16 protein-coding genes are annotated in these 19,045 nt (G+C 73.9%); 6 read left to right on the top strand and 10 right to left on the bottom strand.

All coding sequences use genetic code 11. From position 1 onward, the window contains the following. Positions 1-90 precede the first annotated feature (90 nt). Complete coding sequence (locus ACH4C6_RS23110; RefSeq protein WP_398110487.1) at positions 91-1,146, top strand: DUF3533 domain-containing protein; 1,056 nt, start codon at positions 91-93, stop codon at positions 1,144-1,146. Between the two features lie 73 nt (positions 1,147-1,219). On the opposite strand, the gene ACH4C6_RS23105 is transcribed toward ACH4C6_RS23110, so the two are convergent. The 4 genes from ACH4C6_RS23105 to ACH4C6_RS23090 all read right to left on the bottom strand — a co-directional run bounded on the left by ACH4C6_RS23105 (position 1,220) and on the right by ACH4C6_RS23090 (position 5,897). Next, positions 1,220-2,302: a S1 family peptidase gene (locus tag ACH4C6_RS23105; protein WP_398110486.1), complete on the bottom strand. Its 1,083-nt coding sequence runs from the start codon at positions 2,300-2,302 to the stop codon at positions 1,220-1,222. A 430-nt stretch (positions 2,303-2,732) separates the two neighbouring features. Next, on the bottom strand, positions 2,733-3,638 hold the full coding sequence (locus ACH4C6_RS23100) for a S1 family peptidase (protein ID WP_398110485.1): 906 nt from the start codon (positions 3,636-3,638) through the stop codon (positions 2,733-2,735). 213 nt (positions 3,639-3,851) lie between these two features. After that, entirely contained in the window at positions 3,852-4,637 is a 786-nt protein-coding gene (locus ACH4C6_RS23095) for a DUF1684 domain-containing protein (protein WP_398110484.1), read from the bottom strand. 27 nt (positions 4,638-4,664) lie between these two features. Continuing rightward, positions 4,665-5,897: a DUF5685 family protein gene (locus ACH4C6_RS23090; RefSeq protein WP_398110483.1), complete on the bottom strand. Its 1,233-nt coding sequence runs from the start codon at positions 5,895-5,897 to the stop codon at positions 4,665-4,667. 289 nt (positions 5,898-6,186) lie between these two features. Between ACH4C6_RS23090 and ACH4C6_RS23085 the strand changes: the two genes are divergently transcribed. Beyond that, a complete protein-coding gene (locus ACH4C6_RS23085) occupies positions 6,187-6,624 on the top strand; it encodes a cell division protein SepF (RefSeq protein WP_398110482.1) in 438 nt (145 codons plus the stop codon). Positions 6,625-6,675: 51 nt separating this feature from the next. Here the strand turns inward: ACH4C6_RS23085 and ACH4C6_RS23080 are convergent, their stop codons facing one another. Together ACH4C6_RS23080 and ACH4C6_RS23075 are read right to left on the bottom strand one after the other, a co-directional pair. Further along, positions 6,676-7,866 carry an acyl-CoA dehydrogenase family protein gene (locus ACH4C6_RS23080; RefSeq protein ID WP_398110481.1) on the bottom strand — a complete coding sequence of 397 codons (1,191 nt, stop codon included), beginning with the start codon at positions 7,864-7,866 and terminating at the stop codon, positions 6,676-6,678. A 150-nt stretch (positions 7,867-8,016) separates the two neighbouring features. Beyond that, a complete protein-coding gene (locus ACH4C6_RS23075; RefSeq protein WP_398110480.1) occupies positions 8,017-9,627 on the bottom strand; it encodes an MFS transporter in 1,611 nt (536 codons plus the stop codon). 265 nt (positions 9,628-9,892) lie between these two features. Between ACH4C6_RS23075 and ACH4C6_RS23070 the strand changes: the two genes are divergently transcribed. Next, positions 9,893-11,101 (top strand): glycosyltransferase family 39 protein, encoded by a 1,209-nt coding sequence (locus tag ACH4C6_RS23070; RefSeq protein ID WP_398110479.1) that lies wholly within the window; start codon positions 9,893-9,895, stop codon positions 11,099-11,101. Positions 11,102-11,328: 227 nt separating this feature from the next. Continuing rightward, positions 11,329-12,324 (top strand): phosphatase PAP2 family protein, encoded by a 996-nt coding sequence (locus ACH4C6_RS23065; protein WP_398110478.1) that lies wholly within the window; start codon positions 11,329-11,331, stop codon positions 12,322-12,324. Between the two features lie 84 nt (positions 12,325-12,408). Here the strand turns inward: ACH4C6_RS23065 and ACH4C6_RS23060 are convergent, their stop codons facing one another. The 4 genes from ACH4C6_RS23060 to ACH4C6_RS23045 form a co-directional block, all read right to left on the bottom strand. Further along, positions 12,409-12,624, bottom strand: coding sequence for an I78 family peptidase inhibitor (locus ACH4C6_RS23060; protein ID WP_398110477.1), 216 nt, complete (start codon positions 12,622-12,624; stop codon positions 12,409-12,411). A gap of 296 nt (positions 12,625-12,920) precedes the next feature. Continuing rightward, on the bottom strand, positions 12,921-13,961 hold the full coding sequence (locus ACH4C6_RS23055; protein ID WP_398110476.1) for a helix-turn-helix transcriptional regulator: 1,041 nt from the start codon (positions 13,959-13,961) through the stop codon (positions 12,921-12,923). Positions 13,962-14,000: 39 nt separating this feature from the next. Beyond that, positions 14,001-15,287: an ABC transporter substrate-binding protein gene (locus ACH4C6_RS23050; protein ID WP_398110475.1), complete on the bottom strand. Its 1,287-nt coding sequence runs from the start codon at positions 15,285-15,287 to the stop codon at positions 14,001-14,003. Continuing rightward, positions 15,262-15,825 carry a hypothetical protein gene (locus ACH4C6_RS23045; protein ID WP_398110790.1) on the bottom strand — a complete coding sequence of 188 codons (564 nt, stop codon included), beginning with the start codon at positions 15,823-15,825 and terminating at the stop codon, positions 15,262-15,264. The genes ACH4C6_RS23050 and ACH4C6_RS23045 overlap by 26 nt, the downstream gene beginning before the upstream one ends. A gap of 154 nt (positions 15,826-15,979) precedes the next feature. Here ACH4C6_RS23045 and ACH4C6_RS23040 point away from each other — a divergent pair, with 154 nt between their 5' ends. Together ACH4C6_RS23040 and ACH4C6_RS23035 are read left to right on the top strand one after the other, a co-directional pair. Continuing rightward, the gene (locus ACH4C6_RS23040; RefSeq protein ID WP_398110789.1) at positions 15,980-16,456 is read left to right on the top strand and encodes a hypothetical protein; all 477 of its coding nucleotides are present in this window, start codon (positions 15,980-15,982) and stop codon (positions 16,454-16,456) included. Continuing rightward, a partial coding sequence (locus ACH4C6_RS23035; protein WP_398110474.1) for an ABC transporter occupies positions 16,456-19,045 on the top strand: 2,590 nt, incomplete at its 3' end. The genes ACH4C6_RS23040 and ACH4C6_RS23035, both read left to right, overlap by 1 nt.

Here is a 19,045-nt window from a genome sequence, read left to right as displayed (position 1 = left end):
CACCATAAACCAATTTTCGAATAAGTGTGCGACATCCGTTCGGCCCCGCCCCACCTGCGGAAACACCGGGTGTCCCCTGACCGTGGAGGCATGCCGCACCGCTCGTTCCGCACCGAGGTCAGAGACGCCGTCACCCCCCGGGCGACCCTGCTCGTCGTGGGCGTGGTCGCGCTCCAGCTGCTGTTCATCGCCTCGTACGTGGGAGCCCTCCACGACCCCCGGCCCAAGGACGTGCCCTTCGGCGTGGTGGCGCCCCGGGCCGCGGCCGAGCAGGCGAGGGCCCGCCTGGAACGGCTCCCCGGCACTCCCCTGGACCCCCGCGTCCTGCCCGACGCGGCGACGGCCCGGGCGCAGATCGAGAACCGCGACATCGACGCCGCCCTGGTCGTCGACCCGCGCGGCACCACCGACACCCTCCTGGTCGCCTCCGGCGGCGGCAGGATCCTCTCCACCACCCTGACGAGCCTCGTCACCACGCTGGAGAAGTCCGAGCGGCGCACGATCCGCACCGTCGACGTGGTCCCGTCCGCGCCGCACGACCCCAACGGGCTGTCGTCCTTCTACCTGGTGATCGGCTGGTGCGTGGGCGGCTACCTGGGTGCGGCGGCCCTGGCCATCAGCGCCGGGGCGAAGCCCTCGAACGTCTCCCGCGCCGCCATCCGGCTGGCCGTGATGGCCCTGGTCGCCATCGCCGGCGGACTCGGCGGAGCCCTCATCGCCGGCCCGGCCCTGGACGCCCTGCCCGGCGGCACGGCCGCCCTGTGGGGGCTGGGCACGCTGGTCATCTTCGCCGTGGGAGCGGCCACCCTGGCCCTGCAGGGCCTGTTCGGCACGGTCGGCATCGGCCTGGTCATCCTGCTGGTGGTGATCCTCGGCAACCCGAGCGCGGGCGGCGCCCTGCCCCCGCCGCTCCTGCCGCCCTTCTGGAAGGCCATCGGGCCGGCGCTGCCCCCGGGGGCCGGCACCTGGTCGGCCCGCTCCATCGCCTACTTCTCCAGCAACGCCCTGACCGGCCCGATGCTGGTCCTGGCGGCGTGGGCGGTGGCGGGGACCGCCATCACCCTGGCGGCGGCCGCCCTGCGGCACCGCAGGAACGGCCCTCCCGCGACGAGGGCGGGGGAGCCGGCAGCGGGAGAGCCGGCCTAGGACAGGGCGCAGGACGGCGAACGGCCCCGCCCCCAGGAGGGGCGGGGCCGTTCGCTCAGGGTGCGCTCGCGCGTCAGCCGATCTGCGTCCCGGTCGCGGACAGCGCCTCGGTCACCGGCTGGAAGAACGTCTCCCCGCCCGAGGTGCAGTCACCGCTGCCGCCGGACGTGAGGCCGACGGCCTTGTCACCGGAGAACAGCGAGCCGCCGCTGTCGCCCGGCTCGGCGCACACGTCGGTCTGGATGAGGCCGTTCACGATGTCGCCGTTGCCGTAGTTCACGGTGGCGTCCAGACCCGTGACCTTGCCGTCGTGCACCTGGGTCGTCGACCCGCTGCGCGTGACCTGCATGCCGACGGTGGCGTCCGCGGCACCCGAGATCTTCTGGGTGGACCCGTTGTACAGGTTCACCTCGCTCGGGTGGTCCACCTCGGCGGTGTACTTGACCAGCCCGTAGTCGTTGTCCGGGAAGCTGGAGTCGGCGTTGGTGCCGATCTCCTGGCCGCTGGAGTCGGACCAGGTGGAGATGCCCTCGGTGCAGTGACCGGCGGTCAGGAAGAACGGCTCGCCGCCCTTGACCACGTTGAAGCCGAGCGAGCAGCGCCCGCTGCCGCCGGTGATCGCGTCGCCGCCGGCGACGAAGGGCTTGTACTCCCCCTTCGTGCGCTTCAGTTCGGCCTTGGCGCCGAGCCCGTCGACGACCTCGGTGAGCTTCGCCCACTCGGCCTTGGAGACCGTGCGGTCGGCGGTCACGACGACCGTGTTCGTCGTCGGGTCGGTCACCCAGGAGGTGCCGGGGATCGCCGCGTCCTGCTTCAGCGTGCCGCGGGCGCTCTTCAGCTCGGCGAGCGAGTTCTCCACGACTCTCGCCCGGGCGCCCGCCTCCTCGACGGTGTGTGCGGCGGCCTCGTCGAGCACGTTCACCACGAGGCTCTTGGCCTTCGCGTCGTAGTACGTCCCCGCCGCGTCGCCGCCCAGGTCCTGCGCCAGCGTCGAGGCGAGCTTTCCGGCCGCCGTGACCGACAGGGTCCGGGGGGCGGACGGCTGGGGGCTCTCACTGGCGTTCGCTGTCTGGAACGTCACTCCCGCAGCCACCAGCGCGGCGATGCCCGCGCCTGCCACGGCTGCACGCCGCCTGGGTATGCGTCGATGCTTCAACTTCGGTCCTCCTGTGGGGGGTCGGCCGGAGGAGGTTGTGGGGACCTCGGCAGGCCGGAAGGCTTCGTTGACGAGCGCCCACTATTCCGAGATCAACACGGAGCACACAAGGTCGAGTTCGAGACGCGCACGGACGGCGGTGCGCACGCCCCCTCATAGTGACCGCGCGCGGTCAAAACGGACCCAACCAACTCCCTTTCGCAGAGCAAACATTACGCGCGAGTAATGGGCGCACACGCTGCGCGGTCCGGCCATGGCCGAAAATCGCCCTCCCTGCCCTGCCAACCGGGCGCCCCAAAAAGTACATTGATGAACCATCGCACCATCTCCACACAGTCCCCACCGAACGAGGCGCCGCACGGCACAGGAAAAGCCCCCGCACGCGATGCGTGCGGGGGCGGGAAACGCTTGGACTGCTGCCCGGCAGGGCCTAGTAGACGCTGACGCCGTAGGCGCTCAGGGCCTCCGTGACGGGCTGGAAGAACGTGGTGCCGCCGGAGGAGCAGTTGCCGCTGCCGCCGGAGGTCAGACCGTAGGCGGTGCCGTTGCTGCCGTAGAGCGGGCCGCCGGAGTCGCCCGGCTCGGCGCAGACGGTGGTCTGGATCAGGCCGGAGACGACGTCGCCGCCGCCGTAGTTGACGGTGGCGTTCAGGGCGGTGACCCGGCCGCTGTGCGTACCGGTGGTGGAGCCGTCACGGATGACGGTGGTGCCCACGGCCGGGGTGGCCGCACGCGTGATGTCCACACCGTTGGCGGTACCGGGCCGGCTGACGGAGCCCGAGTAGCGGACGATGCCGTAGTCGTTGCCCGGGAAGCTGGAGCCGGTGGTCGAGCCGATCACCGTGGTGCGGCCCGAGTTGGAGTACCAGGTGCCGGCGCCGTCGGTGCAGTGGCCGGCGGTCAGGAAGAACTGCTGGCCGCTGCTGTTCTGCACGTTGAAGCCGAGGGAGCAGCGCCAGCTGCTCGCGTAGATGGCGTCGCCGCCCTGGATCAGCTTGTTGAAGGTGCCGGGCGTGCGCTTGATCGTGAGCGCGTCGGCGTTGCCGCCGGCCTGCTGCTTGATCTTCGCGATCTCGGCCTGGGTGACCGTGCTGTCCACGGTGACGAGCACCCGGTTGGTCTTGCTGTCGACCGCCCAGGCGGTGCCCGGGATGTCGGCCTTCAGTATGGAACCGCTGGCGCTCTTGAGCTCCGCGGTGCTGAAGGCGGTGGGGGTGTCGGACGCGTTCGCGCTGGGGATCGCGATCGCGGCGGCGGCGACGAGACCGGTGGAGACGGCGATCAGCCGGGTCCGTCTCGAGATGCCGCTGCTGGGGGTGGTGCGCTTGATCCTCACTTGTCGTTCCTCCACAAAAGGAAGTCGGGGGCCCTCGTGGGGTTTCGGGCCCGTGAGGCGCAGCCGGGGGCGGGCCGTCCGGATTCCGAACACGCCGTGCCCCTGACAAGCGCTGAGGGGGAGTATTCGGCCGAACGGCCGGTCGGCGCAAGGGTGCCTTTCGGCCGTCAACTTTTGAACGATCTTTGCATTCCGCCCCCGAGGGCACACCCGTCACGCAAGTAGGCGCTCTCCGGCGGCAATAGGGACGTCCAGGGTGTTCCCCGGCGGCGGGAAGGGGCAGACGAAGTGGTCGGCGAAGGCGCACGGCGGCAGGAGCGCCCGGTTGAAGTCGACCGTCGTACGCCCCTCGGCGTCCGGGGCGCCGGGCTCGAGGAACCGGAAGCGGTAGCTGCCGTTCCCGCTGGTGGCGTCGCCGAACACGGCCCACAGCGACCCGTCCTGCCGGACGGTCACCTGGAGGGCCAGGTCCCGGCCGTCCAGCTCGAAGGCCAGCTCCCCGCCGAGTCCGAGACCCCGCTCCCGGCCGTCGGCGTTCGGCACCCGAACGGTCCGGCCGCCGGCGTCGTAGGGCGTGAAGCGCCCCGGCACCGCCCAGCGCGGGTCGTACGAGGTCACGCGCAGACCGCCGAAAGCCCGGCGCGCGGGAGAGTCGGGGTCGTAGTCCCGCACGCCCCACACCCCCTCGCGCACCAGGACGACCAGCCGGCGCCGGCCGTACGCCACCCTCGCGCGGGCGACCGGTCCCGGGTCGGCCGTGAGCCGCACCTCTCCGGTGAGCGGCTGTCCGTCCACCGTGAGTCCGTCCGTTTCGGCGGCGATCAGCACCACCGCGTCACCGTCGGCCCGCCACTGCCCGGGGATGTCCGGAAGTCGACCGTCCGGATAGTCCTCGATCCAGTGCGTGCCGATGAGCGCGAGCGGCCCGTGGGGCGCCGCGACCGTCTCCACGCGCCGCTCGTGCCACCGCTGCCAGTCCTGGATCGCGTCGCTCGTCATACGGGCGACCCTGCCACACGCGGCGGGTCAGCCGTCGCAGGGGCAGCAGCAGTCGCACCCGTCGCAGTCGCAGTCCCGGCAGACGCCCTCGCGCTTCTTGCGGGACCACGGCCCCTCGTACTCCTTGGCGCAGCACATCTTGCAGGTGCAGCACAGCAGCCAGAACATTCCGCAGCCCGCCCAGAACCCGCGCCGGCGGGGCGGCTGGGGCACCGGAGCACCGAACCCGCCGAAGCCACCGCCGCCGAACCCGCCCCCGCCATAGGGGCTCCCGCCCCCGCCGGCGTACGGGTGCTGCGGCGCACCGCCGTAGGGGCCCTGCCCGTGGGGCCCCGGCTGCCCGTACGGCCCCTGCGGCGGCTGCTGCCCGTGCGGTCCGCCGCCCTGGTGCGAGGCGCACACCGGCACCGTGCCGAACGCCCGGTCCACCGAGCGCCGCAGTTCGTGCACCAGGAGCAGGTGCACGAGCCGGCCGTCGGTGAACTCGGCGTCCTCCAGGGCCAGCCGCACCCCGTGCACCGCGTCGTCGGCGAGCCGCCGCACCTCCGCCGGCGGCGTACCCGTCGCGGCGATCGGGTTCCAGGCGCCTGCCGCGGCGTCCGCGTGCAGGTCCTCCACGGCGTCCAGCAGATGGGCGAGGCGCCCGAACAGCCGCCCGGCCTCCGCCAGCGGCGCCGCGTTCTCCGGCCGCCCGGCGAGGACGGCCGTGTGCGCGAAGGCCGCCGCCGTGGCGGTCTCGGTGGGCTCGGTGACCGTCAGCAGGGAGGTCCCGGGCCCGGCCAGCGCCTCGATCCCGCCCTGCCGGTCCACCGCGTCGAGCAGGACCGCGGTGTCGAAGCCCACGGCGGTGCCGGTGCGGGCACCGGCCGCGTCCCAGCTCGCGGCGACCCGGCGCGCGGCCCGCGCCACCGGCCGGCGGGCCAGCAGCCCGTCCCCGTCGCCGATGTGGTCCCGCACCTTCGCCGAGGCCAGCACCAGCGAGACGGCCGCCGCCAGGCGGGCCCCCTCGCCGTGCGCGACGGAGGCGGTGCGCATACCGCGCAGCGCGCAGGGGCCGGCCGTGCGCCGCGCGCTTCCGCCCGGCTCGGCCTGAGCCTCCGTCAACACCGATACGAGAAGCCCGTCATAGTTCGTCACGATACGGGCGAACTGTCCGTGGTCACCGCGCAGTGCGAGGCAGAGTCCGCACAAATGCGCCATCCACTGCCCGGCGAGCTTCTCCCCCAGCCGGTGTCTGCAAGGCCTGACGATTCCGAACACGACGTTCCCCCGAGGTTCGTTGCGACGATGAGCTGCGGCATCGTATCGGCACCCGCATTCACCCGTACGCCCCGGCCGTCACCCGTACGCCGAGAAGAATCATATTTCACTCACAGTCAGCAGCCGTTTGGGAAACGACCCTTGGGACACACGGACTCTCGACGGATTCGCTGTGCACCAGTACCGTCACAAACCCCCCGCGCGGCGTCTATCCACTTGGCGCGCCATCCGCATCATGGACGACCATAGGGATGCGGAAAGAGAAAGACCGCTGTGAGAGGAGGCGTCCATGGGATCGGTACGCAAGGCAAGTGCCTGGCTTGGCCTCGTCGACGACAACGAAGACGAGCGTTACTACGACGACGACTACTCCGACGGGACCGAGCCCGGGGAGGCCTGGGTCACGGATCCGCGCGTCAAGGTGGCCTCGGACGTCGCCGAGGAGAAGGGCCGGCGCATCGGCACGGTCACCCCGGACAGCTTCCGGGACGCCCGTGCCATCGGCGAGCTGTTCCGCGAGGGCGTGCCGGTCATCATGAACCTGACGGCCATGGAGGCGTCCGACGCCAAGCGCGTGGTCGACTTCGCCGCCGGGCTGATCTTCGGCCTGCGCGGTTCGATCGAGCGGGTGTCGACCCGGGTGTTCCTGCTGACCCCCGCCCACACCGAGATCGTCAACGGCGACCCGGCCGCGCACCGCGCGGACGGATTCTTCAACCAGAGCTGAGGCAGGGCCGCTCACCGGCCCCGCCCCCGCGCGGGGTGCGACCGGATCCGCCTACCGGAAGGCGTCGAGTCCGGTGAGCGCCTTGCCCAGCACGAGCTGGTGCATCTCGACGGTGCCCTCGTAGGTGAGCACCGATTCGAGGTTGGTGGCGTGCCGCATCACGGGGTATTCGAGCGAGATGCCGTTGGCCCCGAGGATCGTGCGCGCCGTCCGGCAGATCTCGATGGCCTCCCGCACGTTGTTGAGCTTGCCGAAGCTGACCTGCTCGGGACGCAGGCGGCCGGCGTCCATCCGCCGCCCCAGATGATGGGCGAGCAGGATCCCCTTGTGCAGTTCGACGGCCATGTCGGCGAGTTTGGCCTGGGTGAGCTGGAAGCCACCGATGGGCCGGCCGAACTGCTCCCGTGACTTCGCGTAGTCGACCGCGGCCTCGAAACAGCTGCGGGCCGCCCCCATGGCGCCCCAGACGATTCCGTACCGGGCGTGGGACAGGCAGCCGAGCGGTCCGCGCAGCCCGGTGACCCCGGGCAGGACGGCGTCGGCGGGCAGCCGTACGTCGTCCATGACCAGCTCGCTGGTGACGGAGGCGCGCAGGGACCACTTGTGCCTGATCTCCGGCGCGGAGAAGCCGTCGCTGTCGGTGGACACCGCGAACCCGCGGATGCCCTCCTCGGTCTGCGCCCACACGACGGCCACCCCGGCGACCGAGCCGTTGGTGATCCACATCTTGCGGCCGTTGAGGATCCAGTCCGTGCCGTCGCGCTTGGCGTAGGTGCGCATGGACGCGGGGTCGGAGCCGTGGTCGGGCTCGGTGAGCCCGAAGCAGCCGATGACCTCGCCGGCGGCCATGCGGGGCAGCCAGTGCTGCTTCTGCTCCTCGCTGCCGAAGCGGTGGATGGCGTACATGGCGAGGGAGCCCTGCACGGAGACGAGCGAGCGGATGCCGGAGTCGGCGGCCTCCAGCTCCAGGCAGGCGAGCCCGTACTGCACGGCGCTCGCGCCGGCGCACCCGTAGCCCTCCAGGGACATGCCGAGGGCCCCGATACCGCCCAGTTCACGGGCCAGTTCCCGGATCTCGGGCAGCTCGCCCTTCTCGTACCACTCGGCGACGTTCGGCAGGACCCGGTCCGCGGCCCAGGTCCGGACGGTGTCCCGGATGCCGAGGTCCTCCGGCTCCAGCAGGTCGTCCACGCCGAGGGGGTCGGCGGGGTCGAAGGGAGGCAGCTTGGACGAACCGGACATGATCGACACCCTCCGAAGCTCTTTAACTAGCACTGCTAACCGAGACGCTACGGCTTCCCCCGCCCCGCGCACCACCCCACGCCGCCGGCAGTGCGGGCCGGGAACCCTCCGGGCCCCTGCCCTCGGGCGGCCGGATGGCCGAAGGAGCGGTCAGACCGAGACGCGGGACTCCGTCGCGTCCCGCTGGGCCGGGACCTCGACCGGGCCCGCCGGCGCCGCCTCGCACTGCATCGCCCGCGGCAGCCGCAGTGCCATCGCCGCGCCCAGGAGCAGCAGCCCCGCGCTCACCAGCAGCGTGACGTGCAGCCCGTGCACGAACGCGTCCCGGGCCGCGTGCCGCAGGGCGGTCCCGGCGGAACCGCCCAGCTGGGCGGCCACCTCGTAGGCCTCCCCGAGCGAGTGCCCGGCAGCGGAGGACGCGTCCTCCGGCACCCCGGGCACACGCGACAGGCCCGGCGCGTACGCCGCGTTCATCACCGTGCCGAGCAGCGCGATGCCGATGCCCGCGCCGAGCTGGTACGACGTCTCCCCGATCGCCGCCGCCCCGCCGGCCTGCTCCGGCGGGGCCTCGCTCAGCATGGACTCGTAGGCGCCGAACAGCGTGGTCTCCAGCCCGAAGCCCAGCAGCACGAAACCGCCCAGCATCAGCGCGCACTCGTCGGTCCGCCCCAGCCCGGTCAGCAGGACCACCGCGAACGCGGTCAGGCAGAAACCCGTGCACACCATCCGCCGCGGCCCGAACCGCCGCAGCATCCGCGCCCCGGCCAGTCCGGCCGCCATGGCGGCGAACGTCAGCGGCAGCAGCCGCAGCCCGGTCTCCAGCGGCGACAGCCCGAGCACCAGCTGGAGGTACTGCGCGGCGATCAGCTCCAGGCCCACCAGGGCGAGCATGGCCAGCACGATGCACCCGACGGACGTGCTGAACGCCGGGCGCGCGAACATCCTCAGGTCGACCAGCGGATGCGTCCGCCGCCGCTGCCGCCGTACGAACGCGGTCAGCAGGGCCGCACCGGCCACCAGCGGCAGCACGGTGAGCAGGCTTCCCACGGACTCGCCGCTGCCCAGGCGCTTCACGCCCAGGACGACACCGAACAGGCCGGCCGCCGCCATCAGCGCCCCGACCACGTCCCACGGGCCCGTGCCGTCGCCCTTCGACTCGGGCAGCAGCAGCCGTCCCACCGGGAGGCTGACCAGCATCAGGGGGATGTTGACCAGGAAGACCGAGCCCCACCAGAAGTGCTCCAGCAGGAAGCCGCCGAGCAGCGGCCCGACCGCGGCGCCCACCGCGGCCACCGCGCTCCAGATGCCGATGGCCAGCGCGCGCTCGCGCCGGTCGGGGAAGACCTGCCGCAGGATCGACAGGGTCGCGGGCATGATCATCGCGCCGCCGACGCCGAGCAGCGCCCGCGCCACGATCAGGACCTGGGCGCTGTCGGCCAGGGCCGCGAGACCGGAGGCCACGCCGAACAGGGCGTATCCGAGCAGCAGGACCCGTCTGCGGCCGACGCGGTCGCCCAGCGTGCCGAAAAGGATCAGCAGCGAGGCGCAGACCAGTGGGTAGACGTCGACGATCCAGAGCAGCTCCATCCCGCCGGGCCTGAGGTCCTCGGTGACGGCGGGGACCGCCACGTGCAGCACGGTGGCGTCGACCGCGACCAGCAGCAGGCTGACGCAGAGGACGACGAGGACCACCCAGCGGTTGGCACCGGCCCCGGCCGCCCGACGGCGCAGCGCAGCGGCGGCCGTGGTCGTCCCGGACATGTACGTACCTCCCAGATGTTCCCTCGCGATCGGCGGGCTCACGGGGTGGGGGACGCCCCCGCGACTCGGCCGGAGAGGAGCGGTGGATCTCCGGCCCGCGCAAACGAAAAGCGAGTGACACGTCAGCGTACGCGAGTCCGCGCCGGTGCCCAGTGGCGGACCTCTCACGACTTCGGCGGAACGATGTGGCGTACACCACTGCCGCTCGCCGTGGGAAACGCCCCGCCGGCCCGGCCGGTTCCCGCCGGGGCCGATAATCGGGCCCGTGACCGATCTGCAGACGCGCACGGCCCCGCCGCGCGCCGGGGCGCTGCGCCGGGCGGCCCCGGCCCTCCTCGGCTACGCGGCCGTCCGCGCCCTGGGCCTGCTCGCGCTGCTGCTGTGGAGCGCAGCGCGGGACAAGAGCGCGTACACGCTGCTCACCGCCCGCTGGGACGCGCTCTGGTACGTCCGGGTCGCCGAACTCGGTTACGGCTACGAGGTGCGGCTGCCGAACGGCGACGTCCACTCCAACCTGGCCTTCTTCCCGTTGCTGCCGTGGCTGGAGCGGTTGGTGGCGGCGGTGTCGCCGCTGTCGTACGCGGACGGCGGGTTCGTCGTCAGCCTGGTCGCCTCCCTCGCCGCGGCCTGGGGGATCTTCGCGGTGACGGACCACGTGTACGGCCGCCGGGCCGGGGTGTGCGCGGTCCTGCTGTGGGCGGTCCTTCCGGTCGGGATCGTGCAGTCGATGGCGTACAGCGAGTCGTTGTTCACGGCTCTGGCCGCGTGGTCCCTGTACGCGGTGCTGACCGGCCGCTGGGTCGCGGCGGGGGTGCTGGGCGCGGCGGCGGGGCTGACCCGGCCGGTGGGGGTGGCGGTGGTCGCGGCGGTCTGGGCGGCGGCGATCGCCTCCTTCGCCGCGGAGCGGCGCGCGGCCCCTTCCGGGCGGGTGGCGGACGCGGCCGGGGCGCCCGGCGGGCCGGACCCGGCCTCCTCCCCCGCCCGGCGCCTGGCCGGCATGCTCCTCGCTCCCCTGGGCGTCGCCGGATACATGCTGTGGGTCGGCCACCGCACCGGTGCGGGCCCGCTCGGCTACCTCGACGTCCAGGCCGGCTGGCGCAACGGCTTCGACGGCGGGTACGCCTTCGCCGGGTTCGTCGCCGGCAAGTTCACGTCGTTCCCCTCGGCCCTGGCCGGTGCGGGGCTCGTCCTGGGGGTCGCGTCAGTCGTCTGGCTGTATGGGGTGGGTGTACGTCAGCGCCAGCCGCTCCCGCTGCTGGTCCACAGCGGCCTGGTGACCCTGCTGGCGCTGTGCGCGTCGAGCTACTTCGGTTCGAAACCGCGGCTGCTGATGCCCGCCTTCCCATTGCTGCTGCCCCTCGCGCTCCTCCTGGCGCGTGCGCGTCCGCGCAGGTCAGCTGTGGTGCTGGGGGGTCTCGCGGTGGCCGGTGCGGTGTACGGGGCGTTCTGGCTGAACGGCTCCGGTCCCCCCTGACCCGCTGTGAGCGCCGGGGGAATTCCAGCCCATGCCCGGGTGAACGAATTCAAAAGCGCGATAAAACCCGCCCCCGGGATGATCAAAGGAATTGAAGGCCGCAGCGCCCGGCGATTACAGAATCGCTGGAAATAAACCCCCTGTTGAGAGGAATCCCACATCACATCGTCATCACAAAGCCGTTGATTCGACCGGGATCTCAGCTCACTCGCTGTAACGTCGATTGGGTGCGTACCGAACCGAAGCTCACCCGTCTGGACCGGGTGTTCGCCCGGCTGGACCGTGAGCCGGAACGACCCGCCCACCTCGATGTGCCGAAGATGAGCAGGCACCGCGTCGTGCTCCTCGCGGCGACGCTGGCCTTCTACGGCGCGATCGTGTGGGCCGTGGTGATCACGTCCTGGCTGGTCCGGCTCGACTGGCAGGTCATGTTCTTCCGGCCCTACCAGCAGTGGTCGCAGATCCACTGGTTCGTCGACTACTACGTCGTCCTCGGCCAGCGCGGCCCGACGGCCGTGATGGTCGCGGCCTGGCTGGGCTGGCGCTCCTGGCGGCAGCACACCCTGCGTCCGCTGCTCGCCCTGGGCGTCTCGCTGCTGCTGCTGAACGTCACGGTCGGCGCCGCCAAGTACGGCATGGGCCGTCTGGGGCCGCACTACGCGACCGTGATCGGCTCGAACGAGATGTGGCGCGGCGGCGATATATTTCCGAGCGGTCACACCGCGAACGCCGTGGTGACGTGGGGGATCCTGGCCTACATGGCCTCCACCCCGGCGGCGCGCCGCTGGCTGTCCGCCGTGTCGGCGGTGACCTCCCTGGGCGTCGGGATGGCCACGGTCTACCTCGGTACGCACTGGCTGAGCGATGTGCTCCTCGGGTGGGTCGCCGGCCTGCTGATCCTGCTCGCCCTGCCCTGGTTCGAGCCGCTCATCGCCCGTGCGGAGGCCCGCATTTTCGAGCTGCGCGACACGGTGCGGTCGCGCCGGCGCCGGGCCTCGGCCGTTCCGGCCGGCGTACCGCCCCTGGTCGTCACACCGCTGCCGGCCGAGCGGGACGACGTGACGGCCCTGTCGCCGCGGACCCCCGTCTACCTGGCGCCGGGACCGCACACCAGCCGCGCGGAGCGCACCCCGACCACCCCGGCCGGCAGTCGCCGGCCGCCGCACCCGGAGCGCCACCCCCGCGGTTCCGCCTCCTCGGCCCGCCCCGTGGCGGGCGGCTGACCGTCGCGGACCTCCCGGTGCGCGGCCGCCTCCCGGCACGGCGAAGGCCCCGGTCCCTCGGTGGACCGGGGCCTTCTGCGCGTCTCAGCCCTTCCAGGCGCGGGCCACCCGGCCGCCCTTCACCTCGAAGTTCAGCCGGCCCACGCGGTACTCCATGGTGATGATCGCCCCCGGCGGCAGCGAGCGCACCGTCGGCCAGCCGCGCTCACGCGCGAGGTGCTCGGCCCGGCCGGCCTCCAGGCCGACGTAGGTGTCCGGGGTGTCGTCGGGTTCCGCGGGAGGTGTCGGAGTCGGTGCCATGCCGCCACGCTATGTCCTGCCCGGCTGCGGCGGAAGTCCGCGCCCGGCCCCCGTCACCGTGCGCGTCAGGTCACGCTTCTGTCACAAGATCACGACAGGTGTTCGGGGCGCCACCCGTCACCCGCACGAGCGGTTCGCCGCCCCTCGGGACGACATTCGAGCGTAATTCCCCGCGTCCCCGTTCGCCGGTGGAAAGGCCCACCGTAAAGCGAATGGGTGAAGTGCCCCGGGCCTTTCCGCATTCCGCCGCCGGACCGGCCGGGCGACGCGGCGCTCCCACGAAATTGCCGGGGACTTCACGAGGCCGGGCCGGATCCGCTCCGAGCCGCCGGGGTGCGGCCGGCACCCCGTGCGGTGCGCGGCGGTGACGGCACGGACCGGGCCAGAGCGCGGTCGAGCCGGTCGCGCGTCCTCCTGATCGCGTCGACCAGTCCGGCCGGCTCCAGCACCTCGAAGTCGAAGCCCAGCATGACGACGTGGATGACCATCACGTCCAGGCTGCCGGCACCGCAGCGCAGCAGGCAGGTGTCCGGGCCCTCGGCCTCCAGCACCCCGGCGGAGGGCGAGATGTGCTCCCGGGCCTCGGCCAGGGGCGCGAGGAGCCGCACGACGGCGTGGGTGGCGTAGGCGCGCGTGGACACGCCCTGCGAGACGTAGGCCGCCAGGTCCTCGGCGGGCGGGTCGCGGGGGACGAAGCGCGGGCCGTGCGGCGGTTTCGGCGTGATGCGGTCGACGCGGAAGGTGCGCCAGTCCTCCCGGTCGAGGTCCCAGGCGACGAGGTACCAGCGGCGCTCGGTGCACACCAGGCGGTGCGGTTCGACGCGGCGGCGGGACGGCGTGCCGTCGTGGCCCTCGTAGGCGAAGCGCAGCGTCTCGGCGTCCCGGCACAGGTGGGCCAGTTCGGTGAGCACGGCCGCGTCGACCGAGGAGGGGAGCGAGCCGCGCAGCATCGGCACCGTGAAGGAGTTGAGGGCGCTCACGCGGCGGCGCAGCCGGTCCGGCAGTACCTGCTCCAGTTTGGCGAGGGCGCGCACCGAGGTCTCGCCGATGCCGTCGATGCCCTGCCCGGCGGCCGTGCGCAGCCCGACGGCCACGGCGACCGCCTCGTCGTCGTCCAGGAGCAGCGGGGGCAGTTCGGCGCCCGCGCCCAGCCGGTAGCCGCCGCCGGTGCCCGGGCTGGCGTTGACCGGGTAGCCCAGTTCGCGCAGCCGGTCCACGTCCCTGCGCAGGGTGCGGGCGCTGACGCCCAGCCGGCCGGCCAGCTCGGCTCCGGGCCACTCGCGGTGGGCCTGGAGCAGGGACAGCAGACGCAGCAGTCGGGCCGAGGTCTCCAGCATGGGGCCGAGTCTGCCAGCCCTCGCGGACAACCACTGTCCTCAAGGGCGGTAGGCCAGTTGGGGGACGTTGAAGCAGGTGCGGTCCATCTCGCCCTGGCTCACCCAGCCCCTGCCGTCCTGCCAGCGGGCCACGGACAGGCAGGTGTGCCGGGTCCTCGGAGGTGCGGCGTCGTGGGCGAACTCGACGGGCAGCAGCAGTCCGCCGGCGGTGTAGCCACGGCTGCGGTCCATGTAGCGGTCGACGCACGCGCGCGTGACGCCCTGCTTCACGCAGGACCGGGCGGCGTCGGTGAACCAGCGCGCGGCCGCCCACCCCTCCAGCTGCCACTGGGAGTGGGTCTTCAGAGCACGGGTGGCCGCGCGGAACTCCCGGACGGCCGGGTGGCCCGTGTCCTCGTAGTTGCGGCTGGCGCCGGTGGCCCAGAGGGCGTTGCGGCAGCGTGGGGCGTCCTCGTAGTCGTCGGCGACGGTGGAGGTCCAGTTCTGCACGTTGGTCACCTTCGCGGTGAGCCGGACGTCCTCCTCGTCCAGGGCACGGCACAGCCGGGCGTTGCCGTGCCCGTCGAGGGCGTCGAAGACCAGGACGGCTCCCTGTTCCTTCAGGTCGGCCGCGACGGCACGGAAGTTGGGCAGGGCGAAGTCGACCTGCTCGGTCACGACCTTGTAGCCCTCGGCGCGCAGGCCGCGTTCGACGAGCCGGGCGTAGGCGGCCGAGGCGGACTGGTTGTAGGAGACGACGGCGGCGGTGCGGGCGCCGTGCTCGCGCCGGAAGTAGCGGTAGACCTCGGTGCCGCCGTACAGCCTGCCGTCCCAGCCGGTGGTGCCCTCGCGGGGGGCGAGGCTGCCGTAGATGCCGTAGAGGTGGGGGTAGGTGTCGTAGGCGCCGCCGATGGGCTGGCCGCCGATGTCGGGCACCCGGGCGGCGGACACGCGCGAGGCGCCCGCGTAGTCGAGGGCGGTGGTCGCGACGAGGGCGACGACCCGGTCCTCGTCGACGAGCCGGTGCACGCACGCGTGGTTGCCCACGCCGCTGCCCCCGTCGTCGCAGGCGCGCACCTCGACCCGCCGGCCCCCGATGCCGCCGCGGGCGTTGAGCCGGTCGAACCAGGCCCGTGCGCCGTCCCGCGGGCCGGTGAAGGCGTCGCCGCCGACCGGGCTGGTGGCGCTGGTGATGATGCCGACCCGCAGGGGCGCCGCCTCGCGGGGTGCGGGGCTGCGGCTGCCGTGCGTGAAGTCGCTCTCCGGCAGCCGGCTGCCGCAGGCCGCGCTCAGGGCGAGCAGCAGCACCGCGGCGAGCGTCTCAGCAGCCCGGCACCGGCGACGCATTGCCGCTCAGTTGCACCAGCGCGCACAGCGTCCTGGCCGACACCTTCCAGGTGCCGTCCTGCTCGACGGCGCTGCCGGAGGCGTCCGGGAGGACGGTGGCGCCCTTCAGGGTGAGGGTGTACGTGACGTCCGCCCCGGTCGCCGAGGTGAACTCCACCTTGTCGACCTGCGCCCGGACCTGCCCGCCGCGCTCGTCGCCGCTGAAGGCCCGGAGGACCGGGCCCAACCGGTCGCCGTTCTCCAGGACGGCCTGCTTGTCCTCGGTGGAGGTACCGGGGTCGAAGAACTTCTGCCAGTTCTGCCTGATCTCCGCCTCGGCCGCGGCGCGGTCGGCGGGGGCGCTGGCCGGGGCGCTGGTGGTCCGCTCGGCGGTCGGCGTGGGCGGGGTGCTCGGGCCGCCACCGCCGCTGTCGTCGCTGCAGGCCGCCAGCGCCGGCACCAGGGCCAGGACCACGGCGGCGGCCACCGCCGTGCCGCGTCCCGCGGTACGTGCAGGCCCCGTCGCGTTCCCCCTCCTGAGGTCGCTGCCGAGAACCATCTGGCTCACCACCGGGTGTCGGTCCGGGCCGTGGGCGCCCGGTGCTTTCAGGGTCGGCTTCCACAGGGCATAGTGCAAGCGATCGGCGGGCGTGCACAGGCAGCCGGACACGTGCACGGCCAGCAACGACGTGTGGGAGCCGGTGATCCAGGTGATGCGGACGAGCCGACTGCGGACCGTGCCTTCCCTCCGGTGGGCGGGCTGGGCGGCGCTCGCCGCCGGCGCCGTGCTGTGCGTGGCCGGCTGGTACGGCGTCTCCGGCGAGCGCTACGCCGAACGGCAGCTCCCCTACCTCGCCTCCTGCACGATCCCCGGTGCCGCGCTGATCGTCGCGGGGGCGGTGCTGCTGGCCCGCGGCGGGCAGGCGGTCGCCGCCGCGCGCGTGGAGGAGCTGTACGGCCTGCTCGTCCAGCCTGGCCCCGGCGACGAGGAGGCGCCGGGCCAGGACGTCTCCGCGCCGCTCGCGGTGAGCGGCCGGCTGCTCATGGTGCCGGGCGGCACGCTGTACCACCGGGCGGACTGCCCGCTGGTCGCCGGGAAGGCGGAGGCGGTCCCGGTGGACTCCGAGCCGGTGGCGAGCGGCGAGCTGGGGCCCTGCCCGATCTGCGAACCGGCCGAAGAGACCGACTGATGTCCTCGCTGACGTACGACCTCACCCTCGCGGGTCTGTCCGTGGGCGCAGCGGCGGCCCTGACCGGGATCGGCCTGATCGTGACCTACCGCGCGACCGGGGTGCTGAACTTCGCGCACGGGGCGATCGCGATGGTGTGCGCGTACGCGCTGCGGCAGTGCGTGGTCGAGTGGGGCTGGCCGCTGTGGCTCGGGGCGGTGGTGACGCTGCTGGTGCTGGCGCCGGGGCTGGGGGCGGTGCTGGAGCGGTTCGTCTTCCGGCCCCTTTCGGTGCTGGGACCGGACCCGGCGCGGGCCCTGGTGGCGTCCCTCGGCGTGTTCGTGCTGCTGGTGGGCGGGGCGGCAGTGCTGTGGGGGCAGGGGGCGCGGGACGACGCGCCGGTGCTCGTGCCGGACGAGCCGTGGGGGCAGCTGGCGGTGGTGCTGGTGCTGGCGGCCGGGGTCGCGGTGGTGGTCCGCCGGACCCGGTTCGGACGGGAGTTGCGGGCCGTGGTCGACGACCGGCGGCTGGCGGTGCTGGGCGGCATCGACGCGGACCGGGTCGCGGCGGCGGGCTGGGCGTTCGGCGCGTTCACGGCGGGCCTGACGGGCGTGCTGCTGGCGCCGTACGTGCGGCTGGACCCGTACGGGTTGCCGCTGCTGGTGATGGAGGTCGTGGCGGTCGCGGTGGCCGCGCGGATGCGCGGCACGGCCGTCGCCGTGGTGGTGGCCCTGGCGATCGGGGTCGCGCAGAGCCAGCTGACCCGGCTGCACCCGCCCGGCTGGGGCGAGCCGCTGCTGCGGGCGGCCGGCACGAACCTGTTCGTCGTCGCGCTGCTGGTCGCGGCCCTCGTCCTGCCGGGCGTCGGGACCCGGGACGCGCTGCCGCGTCCGGCCGCGGCCCGGGCGCCCGCGTCGCCGGGGGCCCGGGTCGTGGCGCTGGTGCTGTTCCTGCTGCCGCTGGGCCTGGCGGGCCGGGACCTGCACACCTCGGTCCAGGTGCCGGCGCTCGCCGTGATCCTGCTGTCCCTGGTCGTGGTCACCGGCCGCGCCGGCCAGATCTCCCTGGGGCAGGCGGCGTACGCGGGCCTGGGCGCCCTCTTCACGGCGCTGCTGGCGGCGGGCCGCTTCCCGGGCCTGCCCCGGCTGCCGGAACTGGTGGCCCTCGCGGTGGCGGTGGTGCTGGTGGCCCCGCTCGGGCTGCTGACGGGCGGGCCGGCGATCCGCCGCCGGGGTCTGGCCCTGGCGCTGGCGACGTTCGCCGTCGGCGTCGGCGTGAGCCGCTTCGTCCTCACCCAGCCGTACGCCACGGCGGGCCTCACGCTCGGCCGCCCGGCGGGCTTCGACGGGGACCGGGCCTACTACGCGTTGGAGCTGCTGCTCCTGGCCGTGGCGCTGGCGGTGACACACCTGCTGCGCCGGGGGCGGACCGGCCGCGCGCTCGCGGCCCTGCGCGACCACGAGGCGGGCGCGCGGGCGGCGGGCGTCCGCGTGCCGTCGCTGAAGCTGCTGGCCTTCGTCGTCGGCGCCGCGCTGGCCGCACTGGGCGGCGGGATGCTCGGCATGGGGCTGCGGGCCTTCGACGCCGCAGCGTACGACCCGGTGCGCGGTCTGCTCTGGTTCGCCGCGGTGGTCGTCCTGGGCGCCGACAGCACGCTCGGCGCACTCGCCGCGGCGGCCCTCCTGGTCGGCCTGGACGCGGGGGCGCGCGGTGGTGTCGCGGCGGCGCTGATCGGTGTGCTCGCGATCCTGGTGGGCCGCTTCCCGGGCGGGGCCCCGGAGGTGCTGCGCACCGCCCGGGCCCGCCTGCGCCCCCGGCCGACGGCGACGCTGACGTCGGCGGGCACCCGGGTGCGCGAGAAGCTGCGCGCCGCGGCCCCCGGCGGGTACGGGACCGGACGGGTGCGGGTGCCGATGCCGCTCGGCGCGACGGCGACGGGCGCCGGCACCCCGAGCCGCCTCCGCTCCCCCACCCGGACGCCCCACCCCGGCCGACGGCCGCCGAACACCCCCGGCACACCCGCCGCACCACCGACGAGTGCAGCCGGTACCGCCACTACCAGCCGCCTCCGCCGCCTTCTCCCCCGAGCGACCCGCCCCGGCCGACGGTCCCCGAGCACCCCCGGCGCACCCGCCGCCCCGCCGACGAGTGCAACCGGTACCGCCGCAACGGCTGCCCCCGCCACCTCCAGCCGCCTCCGCCGCTTCCTCGCCCGGGCGACCTACCCCGGCCGACGGCCGCCGAACGCCCCCGGCACGCCGGGCGTATCGCCGCCGGACACCGGCACAGGCCGCCGCACCCTCCTCGCCCGAGCGACCCGCCCCCGCCGACGGTCCCCGAGCACCCCCGGCGCACCCGCCGCCCCGCCGACGAGTGCAGCCGGTACCGCCGCAACGGCTGCCCCCGCCACCTCCAGCCGCCTCCGCCGCTTGCTCCCCCTGGCATCCCGCCCCGGCCGACGGCCGCCGAACACCCCCGGCACGCCGGGCGTACCGCCGCCGGACACCGGCACGGGCCGCCGCACCCTCCTCGCCCGAGCGACCCGCCCCCGCCGACGGTCCCCGAGCACCCCCGGCGCACCCGCCGCCCCGCCGACGAGTGCAGCCGGTG

This window comes from Streptomyces sp. NPDC017943 (assembly GCF_044328425.1).
Taxonomy (GTDB): Bacteria; Actinomycetota; Actinomycetes; order Streptomycetales; family Streptomycetaceae; genus Streptomyces; species Streptomyces djakartensis_A.
Note: the sequence above shows the minus strand (reverse complement) of the source record. Positions and strands in the feature narration are given on the sequence as shown.